Here is a 19706-nt window from a genome sequence, read left to right on the forward strand (position 1 = left end):
GTACGGCCCGGGAACGGCGACAGTTCAATCCCGCGAGACGGTGTGCGGGTGACCGCGGTCAGACCAGGTCGGCGTCCTGGACCAGCAAGGCCACCTGCACCCGGTTGTTCAGGTCGAGCTTGGTCAGCAGCCGGGACACGTACGCCTTCACCGTCGCCACGCTCATGAACAGCTCGGCGGAGATCTCCGCGTTCGTACGCCCCCGGCCGAGCAGCAGCGCGACCTCCCGCTCCCGCTCCGACAGCCCGCCCAGCAGCCGTACCGCCCGGTCCCGCTTCGGATCCGGGCCCGGGGCCGGCGCGGCGGCGGTCACGTGCGCGATCAGCTTGCGGGTCACCGCCGGGGACAACGTCGCCTCCCCGGCCGCGACCCGGCGCACCGCGGCCACGATCTCCGCCGGCGGGGTGTCCTTGAGCAGGAAGCCGCTCGCCCCGGCGCGCAACGCGCGCAGCACCTGCTCGTCCGCGTCGAACGTGGTCAGCACCAGCACCTCGGGCGGCTCCGCGGTCGCGCGCAGCGCCTCGGTGGCGGCCAACCCGTCCACCCGGGGCATCCGGATGTCCATCAGCACCACGTCCGGCGCGTGGGCGGCGACGGCCGCCGGCACCTCCGCCCCGTCGGTGGCCTCGCCGACCACCGTCAGGTCGGGCACGCCACCGAGGATCATCGACAGGGCGCCCCGGACCAGCGGGTCGTCGTCCACGATCAACACCCGCACGGACCCGGTCATGGGGCTTCTCCTGTTCGCGACTGCGGGGCTCGCAGACCCGGCTCACTCCTCGCGCTCACGACGCTTCTCCTGTTCGCGACTGCGGGGCTCGCAGACCCGGCTCACTCCTCGCGCTCACGAGGCTTCTCCTGTTCGCGACTGCGGGGCTCGCAGACCCGGCTCACTCCTCGCGCTCACGGGGCCACCGCCCAGGGCAGCCAGGCGGTCAGCCGGAAGTCGCCGTCGGCGTCCCGGCCGTGGTCGAGGCGTCCGCCGGCCAGCGTGACCCGCTCGGCGACGCCGACCAGCCCGGTGCCGGTGCCGGGGATGGCGGTGACCGGACCGCCCACCGGCCACGGGTTGCGGATCTCCACCGCCAGCCCGTCGCCGGGGCCGCCGGCCAGCCGGACGGTCACCACCGCACCGGGCGCGTGCTTGCGCGCGTTGGTGAGCCCCTCCTGCACGATCCGGTACGCGCTGCGCCCGATCGCCGCCGGCACCTCGGCCGGTTCGGTCACCTCGTCGACCACGCTCACCCGTACCCCGGCGTCCCGGCTCTCCGCCACCAGCGCCGGCACGTCGCCGAGCGTCGGCTGCGGCCGTTCCGGGGTGGCGTCGGCGCTCACCTCGGCCCGCAGCACACCGATCACCTCGCGCAGGTCCTGCAACGCGGCGTGCGCGCTGGCCCGGATCACGCCGGCCGCCCGGGCGACCTCCTCCGGCGGCGCGTCCGGGCGGAACTCCAGCGCCCCGGCGTGCAGGCTGAGCAGGGAGATCCGGTGGGCCAGCACGTCGTGCATCTCGCGGGCGATCCGGCCGCGTTCGAGGTGCCGGGCCTGCTCGAGCCGGAGCTGCTGCTCAGCCTCGGCCCGCTCGGCCCGGTCGCGCAGCGACAGCACGAGCTGGCGGCGGGCCCGGACGAACAGCGCCCACGCCACCACGATGCCGAGGAACAGCACGGTCCAGGCCATCGCCGCCCAGAGCGGCATGGCCGGGTCGGGGCGGAGCGCGATGTAGGGCAGCGAGGTGACCACGTTCCAGCCGACCAGGGTCAGCCCCAGCGGCAGCGGGCGGTGCACCAGCACGGTGAACAGCACGATCAGCAGCGCGGCCCCGGCGGTGACCGAGAAGAACGTCAGCGGGGCGGTGGCCACGGCCAGCCCGACCGGCCAGCGCCGGCGCAGCCAGAGCGCGACGGTCGCCAGCACGCCAGCGAGCAGGTCGATCCCGATCAGCCAGTCCGGGCCGACGTTGAGCGCGAACTCGGGGTCCCGGCTGACCGCGTCCTCGTGCGCGACCAGCACCCAGAGCAGGGCGACCAGGAACAGCAGGCTGTCGACGAACCAGTCCCGCGGGGTCCGCCGGGGCGCCCGGGCGGGCACCAGGGAGCCCGGCAGGAGCCAGGGGTGATCGGGTACGACGGCGCTGCTCACCCGCCCCATGGTAGGTAGCCGCCCGGACCGGCTGCCAGCTACCAAAGTCGACGTCTGCGGTGAACCTCGGTCGGCGCCGGCAGCTACCGGCGGCCGCAGCGGATCACCGGGTGGCCCCGGCAGGCTTCTCGGCATGATCCAAGTCGACCACCTGACCAAGCGGTACGGCCCGCACACCGCCGTCGAGGACGTCACGTTCCGCTGCGAACCGGGCACGGTGACCGGATTCCTCGGCCCGAACGGCGCCGGCAAGTCCACCACGATGCGCATGATCTGCGGGATGACGCCGCCCAGCTCGGGCGGCGCCACGGTCGCCGGCCGGCCCTACCGTGAGCTGCCCAACCCCGGGCGGGAGATCGGCGTCCTGCTCGACGCCTCGGCCCAGCACGCCGGGCGCACCGGCCGGGAGACGCTCGCCCTGGCCGCCCGCACCATGGGCGTGGACCGGGGGCAGGTCGCCGCGAAGCTGGACCTGGTCGGGCTGAACGAGACCGCCGCGCGACGGCGGGTCGGCGCGTACTCCCTGGGCATGCGGCAGCGGCTCGGCCTGGCGCTGGCGCTGCTGGGCGACCCCCGGGTGCTGATCCTCGACGAGCCGGCCAACGGCCTGGACCCGGAGGGGATCTTCTGGATGCGCGGCCTGCTGCGCGACTTCGCCGACCGGGGCGGCACGGTGCTGCTCTCCTCCCACCTGCTGCGGGAGGTGGAGGCGGTGGCCGACCGGCTGGTGGTCATCGGCGGCGGCACGGTGGTCGCCCAGGGCGGCAAGGACGAGCTGCTGGCCGGTGCCGGCACGCTGGTCCGCGCCCGGGACCAGCACGCCCTGCGCCTCACCCTGGACCGGGCCGCGCTGCCGGCCACCGCCGGCACCGACGGCGGCTTCGTCGTCCGCGCCGAGCCGGGAGAGGTCGGCCAGGCGGCGGCCGACGCCGGGCTGGTCCTCACCGAACTGCGCCCGGCCGGCACCGGCGGCCTGGAACAGCTCTTCCTCACCCTCACCGCCGGCGCGTCGACCAAGGAGGCCGTCCGATGACCACCGCCACCGTCCCCACCGCGACCCCGGCCCGGCACGAGCCGGTCGTCTCCGGTCCCTCACTGGCCCGGCTGACCGGGGTGGAGCTGCGCAAGCTCGCCGACACGCGGGCCGGGCGCTGGCTGCTCGTCACGATCGGGCTGATCGCCGCCGTGATCGTGGTGGTGCAGCTCTTCGTCGTCGAGCCGGAGGATCAGAGCTTCACCGCCTTCTTCACCCCGTCGCTGCTGCCGGTGGGGCTGCTGCTGCCGGTGCTGGGCATCCTCTCCATCACCGGCGAGTGGTCGCAGCGCACCGCGCTGACCACGTTCGCGCTGGTGCCCCGCCGCCAGCGGGTGATCGCCGCCAAGCTCGTCGCGGTGGTGCTGGCCGCGCTCGGCTCGGTGCTGGTCAGCGTGGCGGTCGCCGCCGTCGGCACGCTCGCCGCCCGGGCCACCGGCGGGGCCGGGGCGTGGACGTTCGACTGGCAGCTGCTGCCGTACGCGGCGGTGTTCCAGGTGGCCAGCGTGCTGATGGGCGCCGGATTCGGCCTGCTGCTGCTGAACACGCCGCTGGCGATCGTCACCTACCTGCTGCTGCCCACCGTGTGGAGCGTGCTGTCGGCGATGATCAAGGCGCTGCGGGAGCCGGCCGGCTGGCTGGACACCTCGCTCACCATGGAGCCGCTGCTCGGCCCGGACGTGACCGCCGGGCAGTGGGGTCGGCTCGGTGTCTCGCTGGCCGTCTGGATGGTCCTCCCGCTGGCCGCCGGGCTGGTACGCACGCTGCGGCGGGAGGTGTCCTGACCGTGGCGGCCCGGGAGCCCGGCGACGTCGTCGTGGTCGACGGCGGGCCCGGCGAGCTGGTGCTGATGTGGGTCGGGTTCCCGCTGCTCGGGGCGGGACTGGGCGCCGGGCTGACCGCCGTGTCCGGCTGGATCGCCGGGCTGGCCTGGTTCCCCTTCCAGGGCGTGTTCGAGCTGCTCGACCGGTGGCCGGACCAGCGGGCGTACCCGGTCGGCGCGGGTGTGGCGGCGCTGGCCGGCGTGGTGCTGGCGTTCCTGGGGGCCCGGGAGCGGCTGACCGTGACGGTCGGCCACCGGTCGGTGCGGCTGCACCGCGACGGGCACGGCCGGGACGTCGCCCGGGCCGGGGTCACCGGCGTGTTCGTCGACGGCAAGGCGTTGGTCCTGCTGGACGACGCCGGGGGCGAACTGGCCCGGGAGCGGTCCGACCTGAGCGCCGAGCGGCTGCGCGCGGCGTTCACCCGGCAGGGCTGGCCGTGGACCGGGCAGGACCCGCACCGGGACGCCTACCGGCGGTGGGTGGCCGGGTTGCCCGGGCTGCCACCCGGCGCGGACGCCCTGCTGCGGGCCCGGCAGCGGGCCGTCGACGGCGGCCACGGCGACGAGGCCCGGGAGCTGCACGGGGAGCTGGCCCGGCTCGGCGTCGTGGTGCGCGACGAGGGAAAACGCCAATACTGGCGCCTGGTCCCCCACCCCCGAAACCACTGACCCCGGACCACGCCGCCCCCGTCGATCAAGGAGTTTGCGTCGGATCGGGTGCTCGCCCTCGACGCGAACTCCTTGGTCGTCGCGGCAGGGCGGCGGGCGGCGGGGCGGGGCGGGGCGGCCTACACTCGGGGCCCCCGATCGCCCGATGGGAGGCCCCGTGCGTCCTCGGCTCGCACCTCCGGCCCTGGTCCTGACCGTGGCACTGCTGCTCACCGGTTGCGGCGGTGGGACCGAACAGGTCGCCCTGCCGCCGCCGTCGAGCGCCCCGCCGACCTCCCCGGCGCCGTTGACCGTCAAGGAGGCGAAGGGGCGTTACCTGTCGCTGGTCGCGCCGTACGACATCGCGCGGGACGAGTTGGCGGAAGCGATGAAGGCCGGTCGGGAGTGGCGGACGGTGCGGGAGCGGGCCGGTGCGGTCGCCACCGCCAATGCCGCCTGCGCGGAGCAGCTCCGGGGCACGAGTTGGCCGGCGGCCGTGCAGGCGCCGATGACCGCGCTGCTCGCCGAGCACGAGATCGCGTTGCGGCACTGGAAGCGGGCTGCCGGAGCCGGGAGCAGCGCCGCGCTGCGCCGCGAGATCAAGGCCGCCGAGGCGCACACCGGTGACCGGACGGCCGCCCAGGTCCGCGCCGCCCTGGGCCTCCCACCCCGCCGCCCCACCTGACCCACCCCGCACCCCGCGAAGATCTTGGTACGAAAGCGCCCCTCCAGGGGCGGTTCCGTACCAAGATCTCAAAGCCGGGTGGGTGGTCAGGCGGCGATCACCGCCACCGCCAGCCCGGCGAAGGCCAAGGACAGCGCCGCGCCGGTCGCGCGCCGCCAGCGGGGCGCGCCGGCGACGACGGGCAGGTCCCGCCACCGCCGGACGGCGGGCACCAGGGCCGCCCCGCTCAGCGCCGCGCCGAGCGGCCAGAGCCAGCCCGGGACCACCGACCAGTCGCCGAGCCGGTGCGCGAGGCCGAGGTAGAGCACCGCCCAGACGGCGGCGGAGAGCACAGTGGTCCGGTCCGGTCCGCGGCGGGCGACGCTCCACAGCGACAGGCCGCCGAGGAACGTGAACGCCAGCGCGAGCCCGCCGCCGATCCAGCCCGGCAGGCCGGTCGACTCGCTCGCCGCGTCGCCGGTGACCCCGAGCAGCCGCAGGCCGAGTGCGTCCAGGTCGCGGGCGGTGTTGCCGAGCACCACGACGCCCCGGCCGGCGGCGCGGTCGTAGCCGACGTACGCCCGGAAGCCGCCGGTGCCGCCGTTGTGCCAGACGATCTCCCGGTCGCCGTACCGGCTGGTGAACCAGCCGTAGCCGATCCGACGGTCACCCCCGGCGTCGAAGCGGGGCGCGGCGGCGTCGACGCCGGGCGCGGTGCCGGCGAGCATCGCGGCGGTGAGCCGGGCCAGGTCCTCGGCGGTGGACCAGACGCCGATGCCGGCCGGGGCGTAGCCGGCGCCCACCCACGCGTCGGCGGACCGGCCGCCGGCGGTGGCGCCCTCCGCCCGAGCGGCGGGTAGCTGGTCGGGCCCGGTGGCGACCACGGTGGCGGTCATGCCCAGTGGACGCAGCACGTCCCGCCCGACCAGTTCCGGGTAGCCGACACCGGCCCGCGCGGCGAGCCCCTGGCCGAGCAGGGACATGCCCAGGTTGGAGTAGGAGACCGCGCCGCGCCCGTCGCCCGGTTCGAGCCCGGCGGTGTCGGCCACGACGCGGTCCACGTCGTCGCCGGCGTAGGCGTTGCCGGCGGTCAGCGACGTCCACCAGGCTCCGGCCCAGGTGGACGGGCCGGTCGGCAGCCGGGGCAGCCCGGAGCGGTGGCTGGCGAGTTCGGCGAGCGTGACCTCGCCGGCCGGGCCGGTGACGCCCGGCAGGACGGTGCCGAGCCGGTCGTCGGGGCGGACCGCGCCGGACGCCACCTGGTGGGCCAGGAGCATGCCGGTGAGCGGCTTGCCGACCGAGCCGATCTCGAACGGGGTGCCCGGCTCGACGGCCGGCCCGCCCGGTGCCCGGTCGCCGAGACCGGCGACCCGGATCCGGCCGTCCTCGATCGAGGCCACCGCGAGGCCGCGCAGGCCCTCGGGGTCGTCGACGGCGGCGCGGACGGTCGCGGCCAGCTCGGCGTCGCCGGTCTGCTGCCGGCCGAGTTCGGGGGCCCGGAGGGCCAGGCCGGTCGCGGCGGCCGCGGCCACGAGGCCGGCGGCGACCGTGAGGACGGTCGGGGTACGCATGGTGCTGCCTCCCGTCGGGGTGGGGTGGGGTCGGTCAGCGGCGCGCGGCGGTGAGGATGGCCAGCAGCGGCACCACCCGCTCGGGCGGGATGTCGTAGCGCCCGCGGGCGCCGCTGCGCAGCCAGCCGGCGGCGGCGAGTTGCCGCAGGTGGTGGTGGAGCTGCCCGGTGGTGCCGAGGCCGTCGAGGTCGGCCAGTTCGGCGGTGCCGTGCCGGCCGCCGAGGATCTCCCGCAGCAGCCGCAGCCGAACCGGGTGGGCCAGCGCGGTGAGCGTGCCGGCCAGCGCCGGCCAGTCGCCGTCGAGCAGGTCGTCGACGGTGGCGCCGTACTGCCAGTCGTAGTGCCGGTCGGCGGTGCGGACGGTGCCGGTGTAGAGCACCGCCCCGGGGCCGTCGGCGGGCACCCGCCGCTTCAGGCCGGCGAGCGCCCAGAACACGTCCTCCGGCGCGGTGTCGTCGGCCTCGGCCGGCGGTGCCGCGCCGGACAGCCGGGCCACCTGCGCCTCCAGGGCCGCCAGCCGTTCCTCCACTGTCGCCACGCCCACCAAGGTACGTAAGTACGTAGCTACGTGCAAGTGGAGGAATCCGGGATCCCGCGAACGCGTGATGTGGACCCCCGGTCCTCCGCCGGACGATCGGCGCATGACCGACGTCTCTCCACCGGCCGGGCTGCGCCGCCGGCTCGCCGCGTTGCTGCTGGCCGCCGCCGCGCTCGCCGTCGCGGGGCTCCCCTGGGCCGCCGCCGCCGTCGGCCTGACCTGCCTCGGCGTACCGGCAGCGGTGGCGCTGCGCGACGGGCCGGCCGTCGCCCGCGCGCTGCTCCGGGCGCCCCGTCCCGTCCGCACCGCACCGACCTACCGAAGGAGCCGAGCATGACCTCCGCCGACCCGCCCCAGCCGGTACGCGCCGGCGCCGGAAGCCGCGACACGGGACCGCGCGACGTGACCCGGGACCGGGAGAACCCGGACGTGCTGACGCCGCCGCCCACCGACTCCGGCACGCTGCCCAACCTGAAGTTCTCCTTCTCCGACGCGCACACCCGGATCGAGCGCGGCGGCTGGACCCGCGAGGTGACCCAGCGGGAGCTGCCGATCGCCACCGAACTGGCCGGCGTGGACATGGCGCTGGAGCCCGGGGCGTACCGGGAGTTGCACTGGCACAAGCAGGCCGAGTGGGCGTACGTCATCTCCGGCAGCTGCCGGATCGGCGCGGTCGACCAGGAGGGCCGCAACTTCCTCGACGACGTGCGGCAGGGCGACCTCTGGTTCTTTCCGCACGGCGTGCCGCACCACATCCAGGCCCTCGACGAGGGGGTGGAGTTCCTGCTGGTCTTCGACGACGGCGCGTTCTCGGAGAACGGCACGTTCCTGCTCAGCGACTTCTTCGCGCACACGCCGCGGAGCGTGCTGGCCAAGAACTTCGGCTGGACCATGGAGCAGATGGAGAGCCTGCCGGAGCGGGAGAAGTACATCTTCCCCGGCGAGGTGCCGCCGCCACTGACCGAGGACCGGGTGGTCAGCCCGACCGGCGACGTGCCCCGCACGTTCAAGCACCGGCTGCTCGCCCAGGCCCCGCAGCGTTTCCCCGGCGGCACCGTCCGGATCGCCGACTCGGCGAACTTCGCCGCCTCCACCGCGATCTGCGCGGCGCTGGTGGAGATCGAGCCGGGCGGCCTGCGCGAGCTGCACTGGCACCCGACCGACGACGAGTGGCAGTACTGGATCTCCGGGCACGGCCGGATGGGCGTGTTCGCCAGCACGGGCGTGGCCCGCACGTTCGACTTCCGGGCCGGCGACGTCGGCTACGTGCCGTTCGCCTACGGCCACTACATCGAGAACCTCGGCGACGAGCCGCTGGTGTTCCTGGAGATGTTCCGCAAGCCCCGGTTCGAGGACATCTCGCTGACCCAGTGGATGGCGAACCTGCCGGCGGAGATCAGCGCCGCGACGCTCAACCTGCCCCGCGAGATGATCGAGGCGCTGCCGAGGGAGAAGCGTCCGGTGGTGCGCTGACCGGGCGGGCGTGGCGGGCGTCCCACAGTCGGGCCAGTTGCAGCCGGCTGCGCACGCCCAGCTTGGCGTAGACGGCCCGGACGTGGGTGTCGACCGTGTGGACCGACAGGTGCAGCCGGCCGGCCACCTGCTGCTTGGTCGCCCCGGCGGCGAGCAGGTCGGCGACACCGGCCTCCCGGGCGGTCAGCGCGGCCACGCCGTGCCCGGGCGGCCGGGGCGCCGGACGGCGGCGGGTGACGTCGAGATGCCCGTCCCACCGCTCGGCGGTCTCCTGGTCACCGGTCGCGCCGCACCGCCCGTACACCGCCGCCGCCTCCCGCGCCGCCCCGCGCGCCTCGGGCAGCCGGACCCGGGGCGACCGGGCCAGGTCGAGCAGGGCGTCGGCCAGCGCCGGCCGGGCACCGGCCCGGCGCAGCGCGCGCACCGCCGCCCGCAGCGCCTCCGGGTCGCGGCGGACCAGGCCGTCCGCGTGCCCGGCCAGCCCGGACCAGAGGGGTACGGGGGTCCGCCCGGCCACCTCGGCGAGGCGGTCGGCCACCGCCCTCGCCCGGCGGGCGTCACCGAGCAGCAGCAGCGCCTGCACCAGACGCGGGCCGTACTGGGCGACCGCCAGCAGCGGACGCGCCGTGCGGGTCAGGTCGGCCACGACGGCGCGGAGCAGGTCCCGGTGCCGCGCCGGCTCCGGGTCGCCGGCGGCGGCCAGGCCGAGCGACGCGTACGGGATCCGGTCCGGCCAGGACCGGGCCGGTCGGGCGTCGGCGAGCAGCGCCCGCGCCCGCTCCGGCCGCCCGGTCCGGTACGCCACCTCGACGCGTACCGCCGTCAGGGCGGCGCGGGCCTCCACGCCGAGCGGGACGGCCGGGCGGTCCAGGGCGAGCCGGGCCCGGGCGTCCGCCTCCGGCAGCGCACCGGCCGCGAGCAGTCGCCGGCAGGACCAGGCGGTCAGCGCCGGCCAGGCCACCGCCGGCAGATCGGGGTACGCGGCGTCGAGCGCCGCCGCCGCGTCCTCGTACCGGCCGAGCGCGAGTTGGACCTCGATCCGGTCGTGACGGACCGCGACGGCCTCCCCGCGTACCGCTGGGTGGTGGGGGTCGACGGCGGCGAGCAGGTCGCCGGCGGTGGGCACCGCGCCGGTGGCCAGCGCGCGGGCGGCCCGGGCGAGCGTGAGCCGCACGGCGGCGGCCGGCGCCGGGTACGCGGCGCGTGCCCGGCCCGCCGAGCGCAGCAGGGCGTCGGCGTCGGGGTGGCCGACCCGCGCGGCGACCCACGCCTCGGTGGCGCGCGACCACGCCCGGCGCTCCGGCGGCACACCGGAGCGGGCCAGACCCAGGTACGTCAGCGCGGCGGCCGGGTGGTCGTGGCCGTACCCGGCGCCGAGCCGCCCGCGCAGCAGGGCACGATCGGCCGCGCCGGCCCGGTCGGCGGCGAGTTCGGCGGCGAGCAGGTCCCGCGCCTCGGCCGTCCGCCCGGCGAGTTCGAGCCGGTCGGCGGCGGCCAGCAGCGTGGCGTGGCGGTGCGGGTCGGCCGCGCCGTAGGGTCCGGGCACGGCACCGAATCAACCACGGGCGGCCCGGCCGGACGGACGTTTCACATGAAAGCCACTCGTGATCGTGAGTTTCCGGCATCACAACGAACCGAACGGGCATGTTCTGCGTACACACGTGTGGTCATGACGTCTACCTCGGAGGCATGGTGTCTGCGGTCCGAACTGATCCATTCGCGGGGGCGATTCTCCAGGTCGGCGTGCTCGCCGGCCTCCACGGCACGGTCGGCCTGGGCCGCTACGGCTGGCTGGCCGGCCTCCTCTGCGGGGTGGTGATGGTCGCGGCGCTGAGCCACGGGCTGCGGCGCTCGGGCGGACGCCGGCTCGGGCCGGCCGACTGGGTCACGCTGAGCCGGGCCACCCTGGCCGGCGGCGTGACCGCGCTGGTGGTGGACTCGTTCAGCCGACCGGTGTCGGTCCCGGCACTGGTCGGGCTGACCGCCGTCGCGCTCGCCCTGGACTGGGTCGACGGCCAGGTGGCCCGGCGCACCGGCACGGTCAGCGCGCTCGGCGCCCGCTTCGACATGGAGGCCGACTCCTTCCTCGTCCTGGTCCTCTGTGTCCACGTCGCCGACCAGGTCGGCCCCTGGGTGCTGGTGATCGGCGCGATGCGGTACGCCTTCGTCGCGGCCGGCTGGGTGCTGCCGTGGCTGAACGGCACGCTGCCGCCGCGCTACTGGCGCAAGACCGTCGCGGCCGTGCAGGGCATCGTGCTGGCGGTGGTGGCGACGGGTCTGCTGCCCGCGCCGCTGGCCGTCGCGGCGGTGGTCGGCGCGCTCGCGCTGCTGGTCGAGTCCTTCGGCCGGGACGTGTGGTGGCTGTGGCGGCACCGGGCGCGGCGGGCGTCGCTTCCGGCCGCTCCGGTCTCCCCCGCGCCGGTGGCCCCCCGCGCCGAGTGGGAGCCGGGCACCCGGGTGCTGGTCACCCGCCGTCCGGCCGAGGTCGGGGCGCGGCGGCCGTGACCCACGACGAACCGTCCCGCCCGCAGCGGGACGAGACCCCGACGGACGGCGCGGCGCCTCGGCGACGGCGCGTGCCGGCCCTGGTGGTGACCGCGCTGGCCGCCGTGCTCGTGCTGGTCGCCCTGACCCTGCCGAACGAGGTGGACCTGCTCGCCCCGGCCGCGTTCCTCCGGATCCCGGTGGAGGGGCTGGTCGCGGTCGCCCTGCTGCTGGTGCTGCCGGCCCGGCCGCGCCGGGTGTTGGCCACGCTGCTCGGCGCGCTCCTCGGCCTGGTCCTGGTGCTGACCATCGTCGACCTCGGTTTCTCGACCGTCCTCGACCGCCCGTTCGACCTGATCGCCGACTGGGCCTTCCTCGCCGCCGGGGCGGAGTTCCTCGCCGAGTCCTACGGCCGGACCGCCCAGGTGGTCGCGGTCGTCGCGGCCGTGGCCGCGGTCGTCGCCGTACCGGTGCTGGTCACGCTGTCGGTGCGGCGGCTGGCCGGCGTCGCGGCCCGGCACCGGGTCGCGAGCACCCGCGCCGCCACCGCGCTCGCGGCCGCCTGGGTGGTCTGCGCCGTGCTCGGCGCGCAGGTCGTCCCGGGTCTGCCGGTCGCCGCCGACACGGTCGCGACCGGCGTGTACGACCGCGCCGGGCAGGTGCGTTCGGGTCTGCACGACCAGGAGCGGCTGCGCACCCAGCTCGCCGGCGACCCGTTCCAGGACGCCCGGGGCGACCAGTTGCTCACCGGGTTGCGCGGCAAGGACGTCCTGGTCACGTTCGTGGAGAGCTACGGCCGGGTCGCGGTGGAGGACCCGGAGCTGGCGCCGGAGGTGGACGCCGTCCTCGACGACGGGACGCGGCAACTGCGCGCGGCCGGCTACGGCAGCCGCAGCGCGTTCCTCACCTCGTCCACCACCGGCGGGGGCAGCTGGCTGGCGCACGCCACGCTGATGACCGGCATCCGGGCGGACAACCAGCTGCGCTACACCAACCTGGTGCGCAGCGACCGCCTGACCCTGAACGGGGCGTTCCGGCGCGCCGGGTGGCGGACCTCGCTGGTCATGCCGGCGCTCACCCGGGCCTGGCCGGAGGCCGACTTCTTCGCCCCCGACCGGGTCTACGGCGCCGAGGATCTCGGCTACCGGGGGCCGACGTTCAGCTTCTCCTCGCCGCCGGACCAGTTCACGCTGGAGGCGTTCCAGCGCGCGGAGCGGGGACCCGGGCACGCCCCGGTGATGGCCGAGATCCCGCTGCTGTCCAGCCACATCCCGTGGTCGCCGGTGCCGAAGCTGGTCGACTGGGACGACCTCGGTGACGGGTCGGTCTTCGCCGGCACCAACCGCGCCCCCCGCGCGGACGAGGGCACCCGCCGGGCCTACCGGAAGTCGATCGTCTACTCGCTGCGCACGTTGATCTCCTACGTCCAGCGGTACGGCGACGACAACCTGGTGCTGGTCTTCCTCGGTGACCACCAGCCGGCCCGGTCGATCACCGGCGAGGGGGCCGACAAGGACGTGCCGATCACGATCGTGGCCAAGGACCCGGCCGTGCTCGACCGGATCTCCGGGTGGGGCTGGCAGGACGGCCTGAACCCGGCCCCGGACGCCCCGGTCTGGCCGATGGAGTCGTTCCGCGACCGCTTCCTGCGGACGTTCGGACCGCAGTCCCGCACTCACAGTTAGGAATGTCGTGACGATGCTCGCGCGGGCCTGGGGGATCACCCGTTCCCTGGCCATCTACCACGGCCAGCCGGCCAAGCACCGGCGCGCCCGGGAGCTGTACGGGCAGTTCCTCTCCCCCGGCGACCTCGGCTTCGACATCGGCGCCCACGTCGGCGGGCGGGTACGCACCTGGCGGCGGCTCGGCGCGCGGGTGGTCGCGGTCGAGCCGCAGCCGGACTGCCTGCGCGTGCTGCGCCTGGCCTTCGGGCGGGACGACGGGGTCGTGATCGAGCCCACCGCGGTCGGCGCCCGGGCCGGGCAGGCGCGGCTGGAGCTGTCCTCCGCCACGCCGACCGTGTCCACCATGTCGTCGTCCTGGATCGACTCGGTCACGGCGGACCCGAGCTTCGCCAAGGTCCGGTGGGACCGGTCGGTCGAGGTGCCCGTGGTGACGCTCGACGACCTGGTCGCGCGGCACGGCGAGCCGGCGTTCTGCAAGGTCGATGTCGAGGGCTTCGAGGTCGACGTGCTGTCCGGGCTCAGCCGGCCGGTGCGCGGGCTCTCCTTCGAGTACCTCCCGCCGGCGCACGACGCCGCGCTCGCCGCGCTCGACCTCGTGGAGCGGCTGGGCGCGCGGGCGGGCGGCTACCGCTACAACTTCTCGCCGGTGGAGACCATGCGCTTCGCCGCCGAGCGCTGGCTGGACGCGGACGGCCTGGTGCGGCTGCTGGAGACGTACCGCCCGACCGGCCGCTCCGGCGACGTCTACGCCCGTCTGGCCTCCGCCTGACCTAGGCTGGGCCGGACCGCCGCCGCGAGGAGGATCGATGGCCCGCTACGCCGCCCTGCTGCGGGGTGTCAACGTCGGCAACGCCCAACTGGCGATGGCCGACCTGCGACGCCTCGTCACCGACCTCGGGCACACCGACGTCAAGACCTACCTGCAGAGCGGCAACGTGGTGTTCACCAGCCCACCCACCGACGGTGAGGTCCTCGCCGAGGGCATCGCGAAGCGTCTCGCCGACGAGCTGGGCCTGCGGGTGCCGGTCCTGGTGCGGGACGCGGGCGAGCTGGCCGCCGTGGTCGACGCCAGCCCGTACGCCGGGCGGCAGGACGACCCGACCCGGGTGCTGGTGGCGTTCCTGTCCGCCGCGCCCGCGCCGGCGCGGGCCCGCGAGCTGGCCGTGCCCGCCGGCGAGGACATGGAGTACGCGCTGACCGGTCGGGAGGTGCACCTGCACTTCCCGACCGGCCGCTACGGGCGGACGAAGTTCACCAACACCTACCTGGAGAAGGTGCTGGGCGTGGCGGCGACGGTCCGCAACTGGAAGTCGGTGCTGGCCCTGCGCGACCTCACCGCCGGCTGAGGCTTGTCCCAGATCACCGTCCCGAGGCCGTGAGGACGCGGGGCGAGCGGGTAGAGACACCGGGTGGCACGCTCCGGGAGCCACCGCGTGGAAGCGCTCCCGAGCACCCCCGAACGATCGGAGATGAGAATCGACATGGCCGCCAACCGCGTTCCGGACATCTCGCTCAACGACGGCAACACCATCCCGCAGCTCGGCTTCGGCGTGTTCCAGATCGACCCGAAGGACACCGCGCAGGCGGTCGGCGCCGCGCTGGAGATCGGCTACCGGCACATCGACACCGCCCAGATGTACGGCAACGAGGCCGAGGTCGGGCAGGCGGTGCGCGCCTCCGGGCTGGACCGGGACGAGGTGTTCGTCACCAGCAAGCTGAACAACGGCTTCCACCGCCCGGACGACGCCCGCAAGGCGTTCGAGCAGTCGCTGCGCGAGATGAAGTTCGACCACCTCGACCTGTTCCTGATCCACTGGCCGCTGCCCACCCTCTACGACGGCGACTTCGTCTCCACCTGGAAGGTGCTGGAGGACCTCCAGCGGGAGGGCAAGGTCAAGTCGATCGGCGTGTCCAACTTCCAGGTCGCGCACCTGGAGCGCCTGGCCGCCGAGGCCGACGTGGTGCCGGCGGTCAACCAGATCGAGGCGCACCCCTACTTCGGCAACGAGGAGGTGCGCGCGTACGACCGCGCCCACAACATCCTCACCGAGGCGTGGTCGCCGATCGCGCAGGGCAAGGTGCTCGACGACCCGACCGTGGTCGACATCGCCGAGGAGGTCGGGCGGACCCCGGCCCAGGTGGTGCTGCGCTGGCACGTGCAGCGCGGCGACATCGTCTTCCCGAAGTCGACCACCCCGAAGCGGATCGAGGAGAACTTCGCGATCTTCGACTTCTCGCTCGACGACGCCGCGATGGACCGGCTCACCGGCCTGGGCCGGGGCGAGGCCGGCCGGCAGGGCCCGAACCCGGACACGTTCGACTACGTGCCGAGCTGAGCCGTCGGACACGTCACGGAGGGGCCCCGGGGAACCGGGGCCCCTCCGTCGCGTTTGACTTCGCGCGCACTCGAAGGGGCAGGGTGGCCGGAAACGCTCCGACGGGGAGGAACACCATGCGCTACCGCACCATCGGCACCGACCCGGCCACCCGCCGCGAGGTCAGCGTGCTCAGCCTCGGCGCGATGCTCTTCGGCACCGCCACCGACGAGGCCACCTCGTACGCCGTCCTGGACCGCTACGTGGAGGCCGGCGGCACGTTCGTCGACACCTCGGACAACTACGCCTTCTGGCAGAACGGCGGCCAGGGCGGGGAGAGCGAGGAACTGCTCGGCCGCTGGCGGCGCAGCCGCGGGGTGGGCGACGAGGTGGTGTTCGCCACCAAGCTCGGCGCCCGTCCGCTCGCGCCCGGCACCAGCTACCTCGACAACGCGGAGGGCCTGTCGGCGAAGGTGATCCGCGAGTCCGCCGAACGCAGCCGCGAGCGGCTCGGGCTCGACCGGATCGACCTGCTCTACGCCCACATCGAGGACCACGACGTCCCGCTGCGGGAAACCGTGGAGGGCTTCGCCGAGCTGGTCGCCGAGGGCACCGTCGGGCTGCTGGGCGCGAGCAACCACCGCGCCTGGCGGGTCGAGCGGGCCCGCGCGATCGCCGCCGCGGCCGGCCTGCCCGGGTACGAGGTGCTCCAGTACCACCGCAGCTACCTGCCGTCGCGGGTGGACCTGCCGAACGCGCTGGACCCGGACGGCGACGTCGGCTGGGTCGGCCCGGACCTGGCCAGTTACCTGCGGGCCGAGCCCGGGCTCACGCTCGTCGCGTACTCGCCGCTGCTCAAGGGGGCGTACGTGAAGTCGGAGCGGCTGGGCGAGGAGTATGCCCTGCCGTCGACCCCGGCCCGGCTGGCGGCGCTGCGCGCGGTGGCCGACGAGACCGGGGCCACGGTCAACCAGGTGGTGCTGGCCTGGCTGATGGGCGGCGACCTGCCGGCGATCCCGCTGGTCGGCTGCTCCTCGGTCGCGCAACTGGACGAGGCCCTGGGCGCGGTCGACCTGGAGCTGACCGCCGAGCAGCGGGCCCGGTTGGACGCGGCCCGCTGACCGACCGTCCGGCCGGGTGGCCCGTCGCGGTCACCCGGCCGTCAGGTCGATCCGCCAGTCGTTCGAGCGCATCAGGCGACCCGGCGGGTATTCGAACTCCGTCTCCCCGAGCAGCGTGAACCCGGCCTTGCGGCAGACCGCGTTCGACGGCGGATTGTCCACCGACGGGTACGCGTGCGCGAAGCGCCGGTCACCCGCCGCCCGGGCCGCCGCGACCACCGCGCGCACCGCCGCCGTCGCCAGGCCCCGCCCCTGATGGGCCGGGAGCACCGCCCAGCCCATCTCGTACACCTGATCGCCGCGCCACTCACGCGGCCAGAAGCCGACGCTGCCCACCCTCGTCCCGTCCGGCGTGACCACGGTGAACATGTTCCCGCTGCGCGGGCCCGGGCCACGCAGGTAGCGCTCGTGCCGGGCGCGCACCTGCTCATCGGTCTCCGGGCCGCCGGTGTGCGCCCGCACCTCCGGGACGTTCAGCGCTCGCAGCAGTGCCAGGTCGTCGACGCCCCACCGGACGATGCGTACCTCTGCCATGCGCCCGATTGCACCAGACACCCCCGACAGGTGTCCCGCCAGATTTGATCTGGCGGACCGTCGCGCCCGGTCTGGCGCCGTAGGGATGAGGCTGGCAGCGAGGGAGGGCGACATGACGCCGTTACGGCTCGCCGTGCTCATCGGCAGCACTCGGGAGGGACGGGTCGGTGACCGGATCGGGCGCTGGTTCGCCGCACACGCCCGCCGCCGGGACGGGCTGGTGGTCGAGGAGATCGACCTCGCCGGGTACGACCTCCCGACCGCCCTGCCCGCCGAGCCGACGCCGGCGATGCGGGAGTTCGCCGGGCGGGTGGCGCGGGCGGAGGCGTTCGTCGTGGTCACCCCCGAGTACAACCACAGCTTCCCGGCCTCGTTGAAACAGGCGATCGACGTCGCCTACGACGAGTGGCAGGCCAAACCGGTCGGCTTCGTCTCGTACGGCTGCCGGTCGGTCGGTCTGCACGCGGTCGACCAGCTCCGGACGGTCTTCACCGCGCTGCACGCGACGACCGTGCGGGACACCGTCGGCGTCGACCTGCTCGACGGCGAGCCCACCGGGCACGCCGAGGAACGGCTCCGGCAGGACGTCCGGCTGCTCCTCGACGAGCTCTGCTGGTGGGGCCTGGCGTTGCGCGACGGTCGCGCGGCCCGCCCGTACGCCTGCTGAGAACACCCACGGAGAGAGGTAGTGATCATGAGTAACCGGAACACCGGCCTGGCCGTCGAGGCCGACGGCCTGGTCCGGTCGTTCGGCTCGACCCGGGCGCTCGACGGACTGGACCTGCGGGTCCCCGCCGGCACCGTGTACGGGATGCTCGGGCCGAACGGCGCGGGCAAGACCACCGCGGTACGGGTGCTGGCCACGCTGTTGCGCCCCGACGGCGGCACGGCCCGGGTCTTCGGCCACGACGTGGTGACCCAGGCCGACGCGGTCCGCGCCCGGGTGAGCCTGACCGGCCAGTACGCCTCGCTGGACGAGGACCTGACCGGGGCGGAGAACCTGGTCCTGCTGGGCCGGCTGCTCGGGCTGGGCCGGCCGGCCGCGCGGGACCGGGCCGACCAGTTGTTGGCCGCGTTCGGGCTGACCGAGGCGGCGGCCCGGCAGGTGAAGAAGTACTCCGGCGGGATGCGGCGGCGGATCGACATCGCGGCGAGCATCCTCAACACGCCGGACCTGCTGTTCCTGGACGAGCCGACCACCGGGCTCGACCCGCGCAGCCGCAACCAGGTGTGGGAGATCGTGCGGGCGGTCGTGGCGCACGGCACCACCGTGCTGCTGACCACGCAGTACCTGGACGAGGCGGACCAGCTCGCCGGCCGGATCGCGGTGGTCGACCACGGCCGGGTGATCGCGGAGGGCACCCCGGGCGAGCTGAAGTCGTCGGTCGGCTCGGGCACCGTCCATGTGCGACTGCGCGATGCCGGACAACGGTCCCGGGCCGAGCAGGTGCTGCGGACCACGCTGGGCGTGCCGGTGCAGCTCGCGGCGGACCCGGTGGCGCTGACCGCGCGGGTCGGCGAGGACGGCACCGACCTGGAGGCCGGCGAGCAGGCCGCCCGCGCCCTCGGCGAGCTGGCCCGGGCCGGCATCGTCGTCGACGACTTCTCCCTCGGCCAGCCCAGCCTGGACGAGGTGTTCCTGGCCCTGACCGACCACCCGGCCGTCTCGACGGACGAGCGGGACGACGAGCTGGAGGCGGCCCGATGAGCGACACCGCGACGACCACCGCCGGGCGGGCGCCGTCCGTCTACGTGCCCTCCGCCGAGGCGCTGGCGACAGTGCTCGCCCCCGGTGAGCGACCGGCCCGGCCGGGGCCGCTCTCCGCGTCGCTGACCTTCGGCTGGCGGGCCATGCTGAAGATCAAACACGTACCCGAGCAGCTGTTCGACGTCACCGCGTTCCCGATCATCATGGTGCTGATGTTCACGTACCTGTTCGGCGGCGCGCTCGCCGACAGCCCGCGTGCGTACCTCCAGTTCTTCCTGCCGGGCATCATGGTGACCAGCGTCGTGATGATCACCATGTACACCGGGATCGGCCTGAACAACGACATCGAGAAGGGTGTCTTCGACCGGATCCGCACCCTGCCGGTGTGGCGGCCGGCGGCGCTGGTCGGGATGATCTTCGGTGACGTGCTGCGCTACGTGCTGGCCGCCCTGGTCATCCTCGCCGTGGGCCTGGTGCTCGGCTTCCGCCCGGACGGCGGGGCGCCCGGCGTGCTGGCCGGGATCGGCCTGCTGGTGGTCTTCTCGTTCGCGTTCTCCTGGGTGTGGACGTTCTTCGGCCTGGTGCTGCGCAGCGAGAAGTCGGTGATGGGCGTCAGCATGATGGTGCTGTTCCCGCTGACGTTCCTGAGCAACGTGTTCGTCGACCCGTCCACCATGCCGGGCTGGTTGCAGGCGTTCGTCAAGGTCAACCCGGTCACCCACCTGGTCGCCTCGGTGCGCGCCGCGATGGGCGGCTCGATGGACGCCACCAACACGATGTGGCTGCTGCTGTGGAGCGCCGGTTTCGTCGCGGTCTTCGGCTCCCTGACCATGTACCGCTACAACCGCCGCTGACCGCTTCCCCGCTCTCCGGGGGTCGGGCCACCGACCGGCAGGCGCGGACCCGTACCCCTGGCGCGTGCCGGATCCGTGGCACGTGCCAGGGGTACGGGTCCGTGGCACGTGCC

General features: G+C 74.9%; 21 protein-coding genes. 15 read left to right on the forward strand and 6 right to left on the reverse strand.

The window, feature by feature from the left end:
• Window positions 1–58 precede the first annotated feature (58 nt).
• Entirely contained in the window at window positions 59–730 is a 672-nt protein-coding gene (locus tag CO540_RS13925) for a response regulator transcription factor (protein WP_099162379.1), read from the reverse strand.
• 173 nt (window positions 731–903) lie between these two features.
• Window positions 904–2142 (reverse strand): sensor histidine kinase, encoded by a 1239-nt coding sequence (locus CO540_RS13930; protein ID WP_099164751.1) that lies wholly within the window; start codon window positions 2140–2142, stop codon window positions 904–906.
• 133 nt (window positions 2143–2275) lie between these two features.
• Here CO540_RS13930 and CO540_RS13935 point away from each other — a divergent pair, with 133 nt between their 5' ends.
• From CO540_RS13935 to CO540_RS13950, 4 genes are all read left to right on the forward strand, one after another.
• Window positions 2276–3175 carry an ABC transporter ATP-binding protein gene (locus CO540_RS13935; RefSeq protein ID WP_099162380.1) on the forward strand — a complete coding sequence of 300 codons (900 nt, stop codon included), beginning with the start codon at window positions 2276–2278 and terminating at the stop codon, window positions 3173–3175.
• Window positions 3172–3960, forward strand: a complete 789-nt coding sequence (locus tag CO540_RS13940) for an ABC transporter permease (RefSeq protein ID WP_099162381.1) — start codon at window positions 3172–3174, stop codon at window positions 3958–3960. Before CO540_RS13935 ends, CO540_RS13940 begins: the two co-directional genes overlap by 4 nt.
• Before the next feature lie 2 nt (window positions 3961–3962).
• On the forward strand, window positions 3963–4667 hold the full coding sequence (locus CO540_RS13945) for a hypothetical protein (protein ID WP_099162382.1): 705 nt from the start codon (window positions 3963–3965) through the stop codon (window positions 4665–4667).
• A gap of 157 nt (window positions 4668–4824) precedes the next feature.
• A complete protein-coding gene (locus CO540_RS13950; protein WP_099162383.1) occupies window positions 4825–5331 on the forward strand; it encodes a hypothetical protein in 507 nt (168 codons plus the stop codon).
• An 86-nt stretch (window positions 5332–5417) separates the two neighbouring features.
• On the opposite strand, the gene CO540_RS13955 is transcribed toward CO540_RS13950, so the two are convergent.
• Both CO540_RS13955 and CO540_RS13960 read right to left on the reverse strand, forming a co-directional pair.
• The gene (locus CO540_RS13955) at window positions 5418–6881 is read right to left on the reverse strand and encodes a serine hydrolase (RefSeq protein WP_099162384.1); all 1464 of its coding nucleotides are present in this window, start codon (window positions 6879–6881) and stop codon (window positions 5418–5420) included.
• 34 nt (window positions 6882–6915) lie between these two features.
• A complete protein-coding gene (locus CO540_RS13960) occupies window positions 6916–7419 on the reverse strand; it encodes a helix-turn-helix transcriptional regulator (RefSeq protein ID WP_099164752.1) in 504 nt (167 codons plus the stop codon).
• A 103-nt stretch (window positions 7420–7522) separates the two neighbouring features.
• On the opposite strand from CO540_RS13960, the gene CO540_RS13965 reads away from it, so the two are divergent.
• A complete protein-coding gene (locus tag CO540_RS13965) occupies window positions 7523–7756 on the forward strand; it encodes a hypothetical protein (protein ID WP_099162385.1) in 234 nt (77 codons plus the stop codon).
• Complete coding sequence (locus tag CO540_RS13970) at window positions 7753–8892, forward strand: oxalate decarboxylase family bicupin (protein ID WP_099162386.1); 1140 nt, start codon at window positions 7753–7755, stop codon at window positions 8890–8892. Before CO540_RS13965 ends, CO540_RS13970 begins: the two co-directional genes overlap by 4 nt.
• On the opposite strand, the gene CO540_RS13975 is transcribed toward CO540_RS13970, so the two are convergent.
• Window positions 8831–10438 (reverse strand): helix-turn-helix transcriptional regulator, encoded by a 1608-nt coding sequence (locus CO540_RS13975; RefSeq protein ID WP_099162387.1) that lies wholly within the window; start codon window positions 10436–10438, stop codon window positions 8831–8833. The genes CO540_RS13970 and CO540_RS13975 overlap by 62 nt on opposite strands.
• Window positions 10439–10635: 197 nt before the next feature.
• Here CO540_RS13975 and CO540_RS13980 point away from each other — a divergent pair, with 197 nt between their 5' ends.
• From CO540_RS13980 to CO540_RS14005, 6 genes are all read left to right on the forward strand, one after another.
• Complete coding sequence (locus CO540_RS13980; RefSeq protein ID WP_253866667.1) at window positions 10636–11397, forward strand: CDP-alcohol phosphatidyltransferase family protein; 762 nt, start codon at window positions 10636–10638, stop codon at window positions 11395–11397.
• Window positions 11394–13061, forward strand: a complete 1668-nt coding sequence (locus tag CO540_RS13985) for a sulfatase (protein ID WP_172967848.1) — start codon at window positions 11394–11396, stop codon at window positions 13059–13061. The genes CO540_RS13980 and CO540_RS13985 overlap by 4 nt, the downstream gene beginning before the upstream one ends.
• A 13-nt stretch (window positions 13062–13074) precedes the next feature.
• Window positions 13075–13830: an FkbM family methyltransferase gene (locus CO540_RS13990; RefSeq protein WP_091581194.1), complete on the forward strand. Its 756-nt coding sequence runs from the start codon at window positions 13075–13077 to the stop codon at window positions 13828–13830.
• A gap of 37 nt (window positions 13831–13867) precedes the next feature.
• Window positions 13868–14407: a DUF1697 domain-containing protein gene (locus tag CO540_RS13995; RefSeq protein WP_098743504.1), complete on the forward strand. Its 540-nt coding sequence runs from the start codon at window positions 13868–13870 to the stop codon at window positions 14405–14407.
• 135 nt (window positions 14408–14542) lie between these two features.
• Window positions 14543–15397, forward strand: coding sequence for an aldo/keto reductase (locus CO540_RS14000; protein WP_099162388.1), 855 nt, complete (start codon window positions 14543–14545; stop codon window positions 15395–15397).
• A gap of 116 nt (window positions 15398–15513) precedes the next feature.
• Window positions 15514–16497, forward strand: coding sequence for an aldo/keto reductase (locus CO540_RS14005; RefSeq protein WP_099162389.1), 984 nt, complete (start codon window positions 15514–15516; stop codon window positions 16495–16497).
• A gap of 30 nt (window positions 16498–16527) precedes the next feature.
• Here CO540_RS14005 and CO540_RS14010 read toward each other — a convergent pair whose 3' ends face one another.
• Complete coding sequence (locus CO540_RS14010) at window positions 16528–17031, reverse strand: GNAT family N-acetyltransferase (RefSeq protein WP_099162390.1); 504 nt, start codon at window positions 17029–17031, stop codon at window positions 16528–16530.
• A gap of 112 nt (window positions 17032–17143) precedes the next feature.
• Here CO540_RS14010 and CO540_RS14015 point away from each other — a divergent pair, with 112 nt between their 5' ends.
• From CO540_RS14015 to CO540_RS14025, 3 genes are read left to right on the forward strand one after another with little or no spacing between them, the layout of a single operon-like run.
• Window positions 17144–17698 (forward strand): NADPH-dependent FMN reductase, encoded by a 555-nt coding sequence (locus CO540_RS14015; protein WP_099162391.1) that lies wholly within the window; start codon window positions 17144–17146, stop codon window positions 17696–17698.
• Window positions 17699–17725: 27 nt separating this feature from the next.
• Complete coding sequence (locus CO540_RS14020; protein WP_099164755.1) at window positions 17726–18739, forward strand: ATP-binding cassette domain-containing protein; 1014 nt, start codon at window positions 17726–17728, stop codon at window positions 18737–18739.
• Window positions 18736–19593 carry an ABC transporter permease gene (locus tag CO540_RS14025; protein ID WP_099162392.1) on the forward strand — a complete coding sequence of 286 codons (858 nt, stop codon included), beginning with the start codon at window positions 18736–18738 and terminating at the stop codon, window positions 19591–19593. The genes CO540_RS14020 and CO540_RS14025 overlap by 4 nt, the downstream gene beginning before the upstream one ends.
• Window positions 19594–19706 lie beyond the last annotated feature (113 nt).

It is taken from the genome of Micromonospora sp. WMMA2032, from assembly GCF_002688545.1.
In the GTDB taxonomy this organism is placed as follows: domain Bacteria; phylum Actinomycetota; class Actinomycetes; order Mycobacteriales; family Micromonosporaceae; genus Micromonospora; species Micromonospora sediminicola.

Bases quoted from the DNA above. Each gene is read 5' to 3' on its own strand.
- CO540_RS14000 (WP_099162388.1), top strand. From the start codon at position 14,543: ATGGCCGCCAACCGCGTTCCGGACATCTCGCTCAACGACGGCAACACC.
- CO540_RS13935 (WP_099162380.1), top strand. From the start codon at position 2,276: ATGATCCAAGTCGACCACCTGACCAAGCGGTACGGCCCGCACACCGCC.
- CO540_RS13965 (WP_099162385.1), top strand. From the start codon at position 7,523: ATGACCGACGTCTCTCCACCGGCCGGGCTGCGCCGCCGGCTCGCCGCG.
- CO540_RS14020 (WP_099164755.1), top strand. From the start codon at position 17,726: ATGAGTAACCGGAACACCGGCCTGGCCGTCGAGGCCGACGGCCTGGTC.
- CO540_RS13940 (WP_099162381.1), top strand. From the start codon at position 3,172: ATGACCACCGCCACCGTCCCCACCGCGACCCCGGCCCGGCACGAGCCG.
- CO540_RS13925 (WP_099162379.1), bottom strand. From the start codon at position 730: ATGACCGGGTCCGTGCGGGTGTTGATCGTGGACGACGACCCGCTGGTC.
- CO540_RS14025 (WP_099162392.1), top strand. From the start codon at position 18,736: ATGAGCGACACCGCGACGACCACCGCCGGGCGGGCGCCGTCCGTCTAC.
- CO540_RS13970 (WP_099162386.1), top strand. From the start codon at position 7,753: ATGACCTCCGCCGACCCGCCCCAGCCGGTACGCGCCGGCGCCGGAAGC.
- CO540_RS14005 (WP_099162389.1), top strand. From the start codon at position 15,514: ATGCGCTACCGCACCATCGGCACCGACCCGGCCACCCGCCGCGAGGTC.
- CO540_RS14015 (WP_099162391.1), top strand. From the start codon at position 17,144: ATGACGCCGTTACGGCTCGCCGTGCTCATCGGCAGCACTCGGGAGGGA.
- CO540_RS13995 (WP_098743504.1), top strand. From the start codon at position 13,868: ATGGCCCGCTACGCCGCCCTGCTGCGGGGTGTCAACGTCGGCAACGCC.
- CO540_RS13955 (WP_099162384.1), bottom strand. From the start codon at position 6,881: ATGCGTACCCCGACCGTCCTCACGGTCGCCGCCGGCCTCGTGGCCGCG.
- CO540_RS14010 (WP_099162390.1), bottom strand. From the start codon at position 17,031: ATGGCAGAGGTACGCATCGTCCGGTGGGGCGTCGACGACCTGGCACTG.
- CO540_RS13990 (WP_091581194.1), top strand. From the start codon at position 13,075: ATGCTCGCGCGGGCCTGGGGGATCACCCGTTCCCTGGCCATCTACCAC.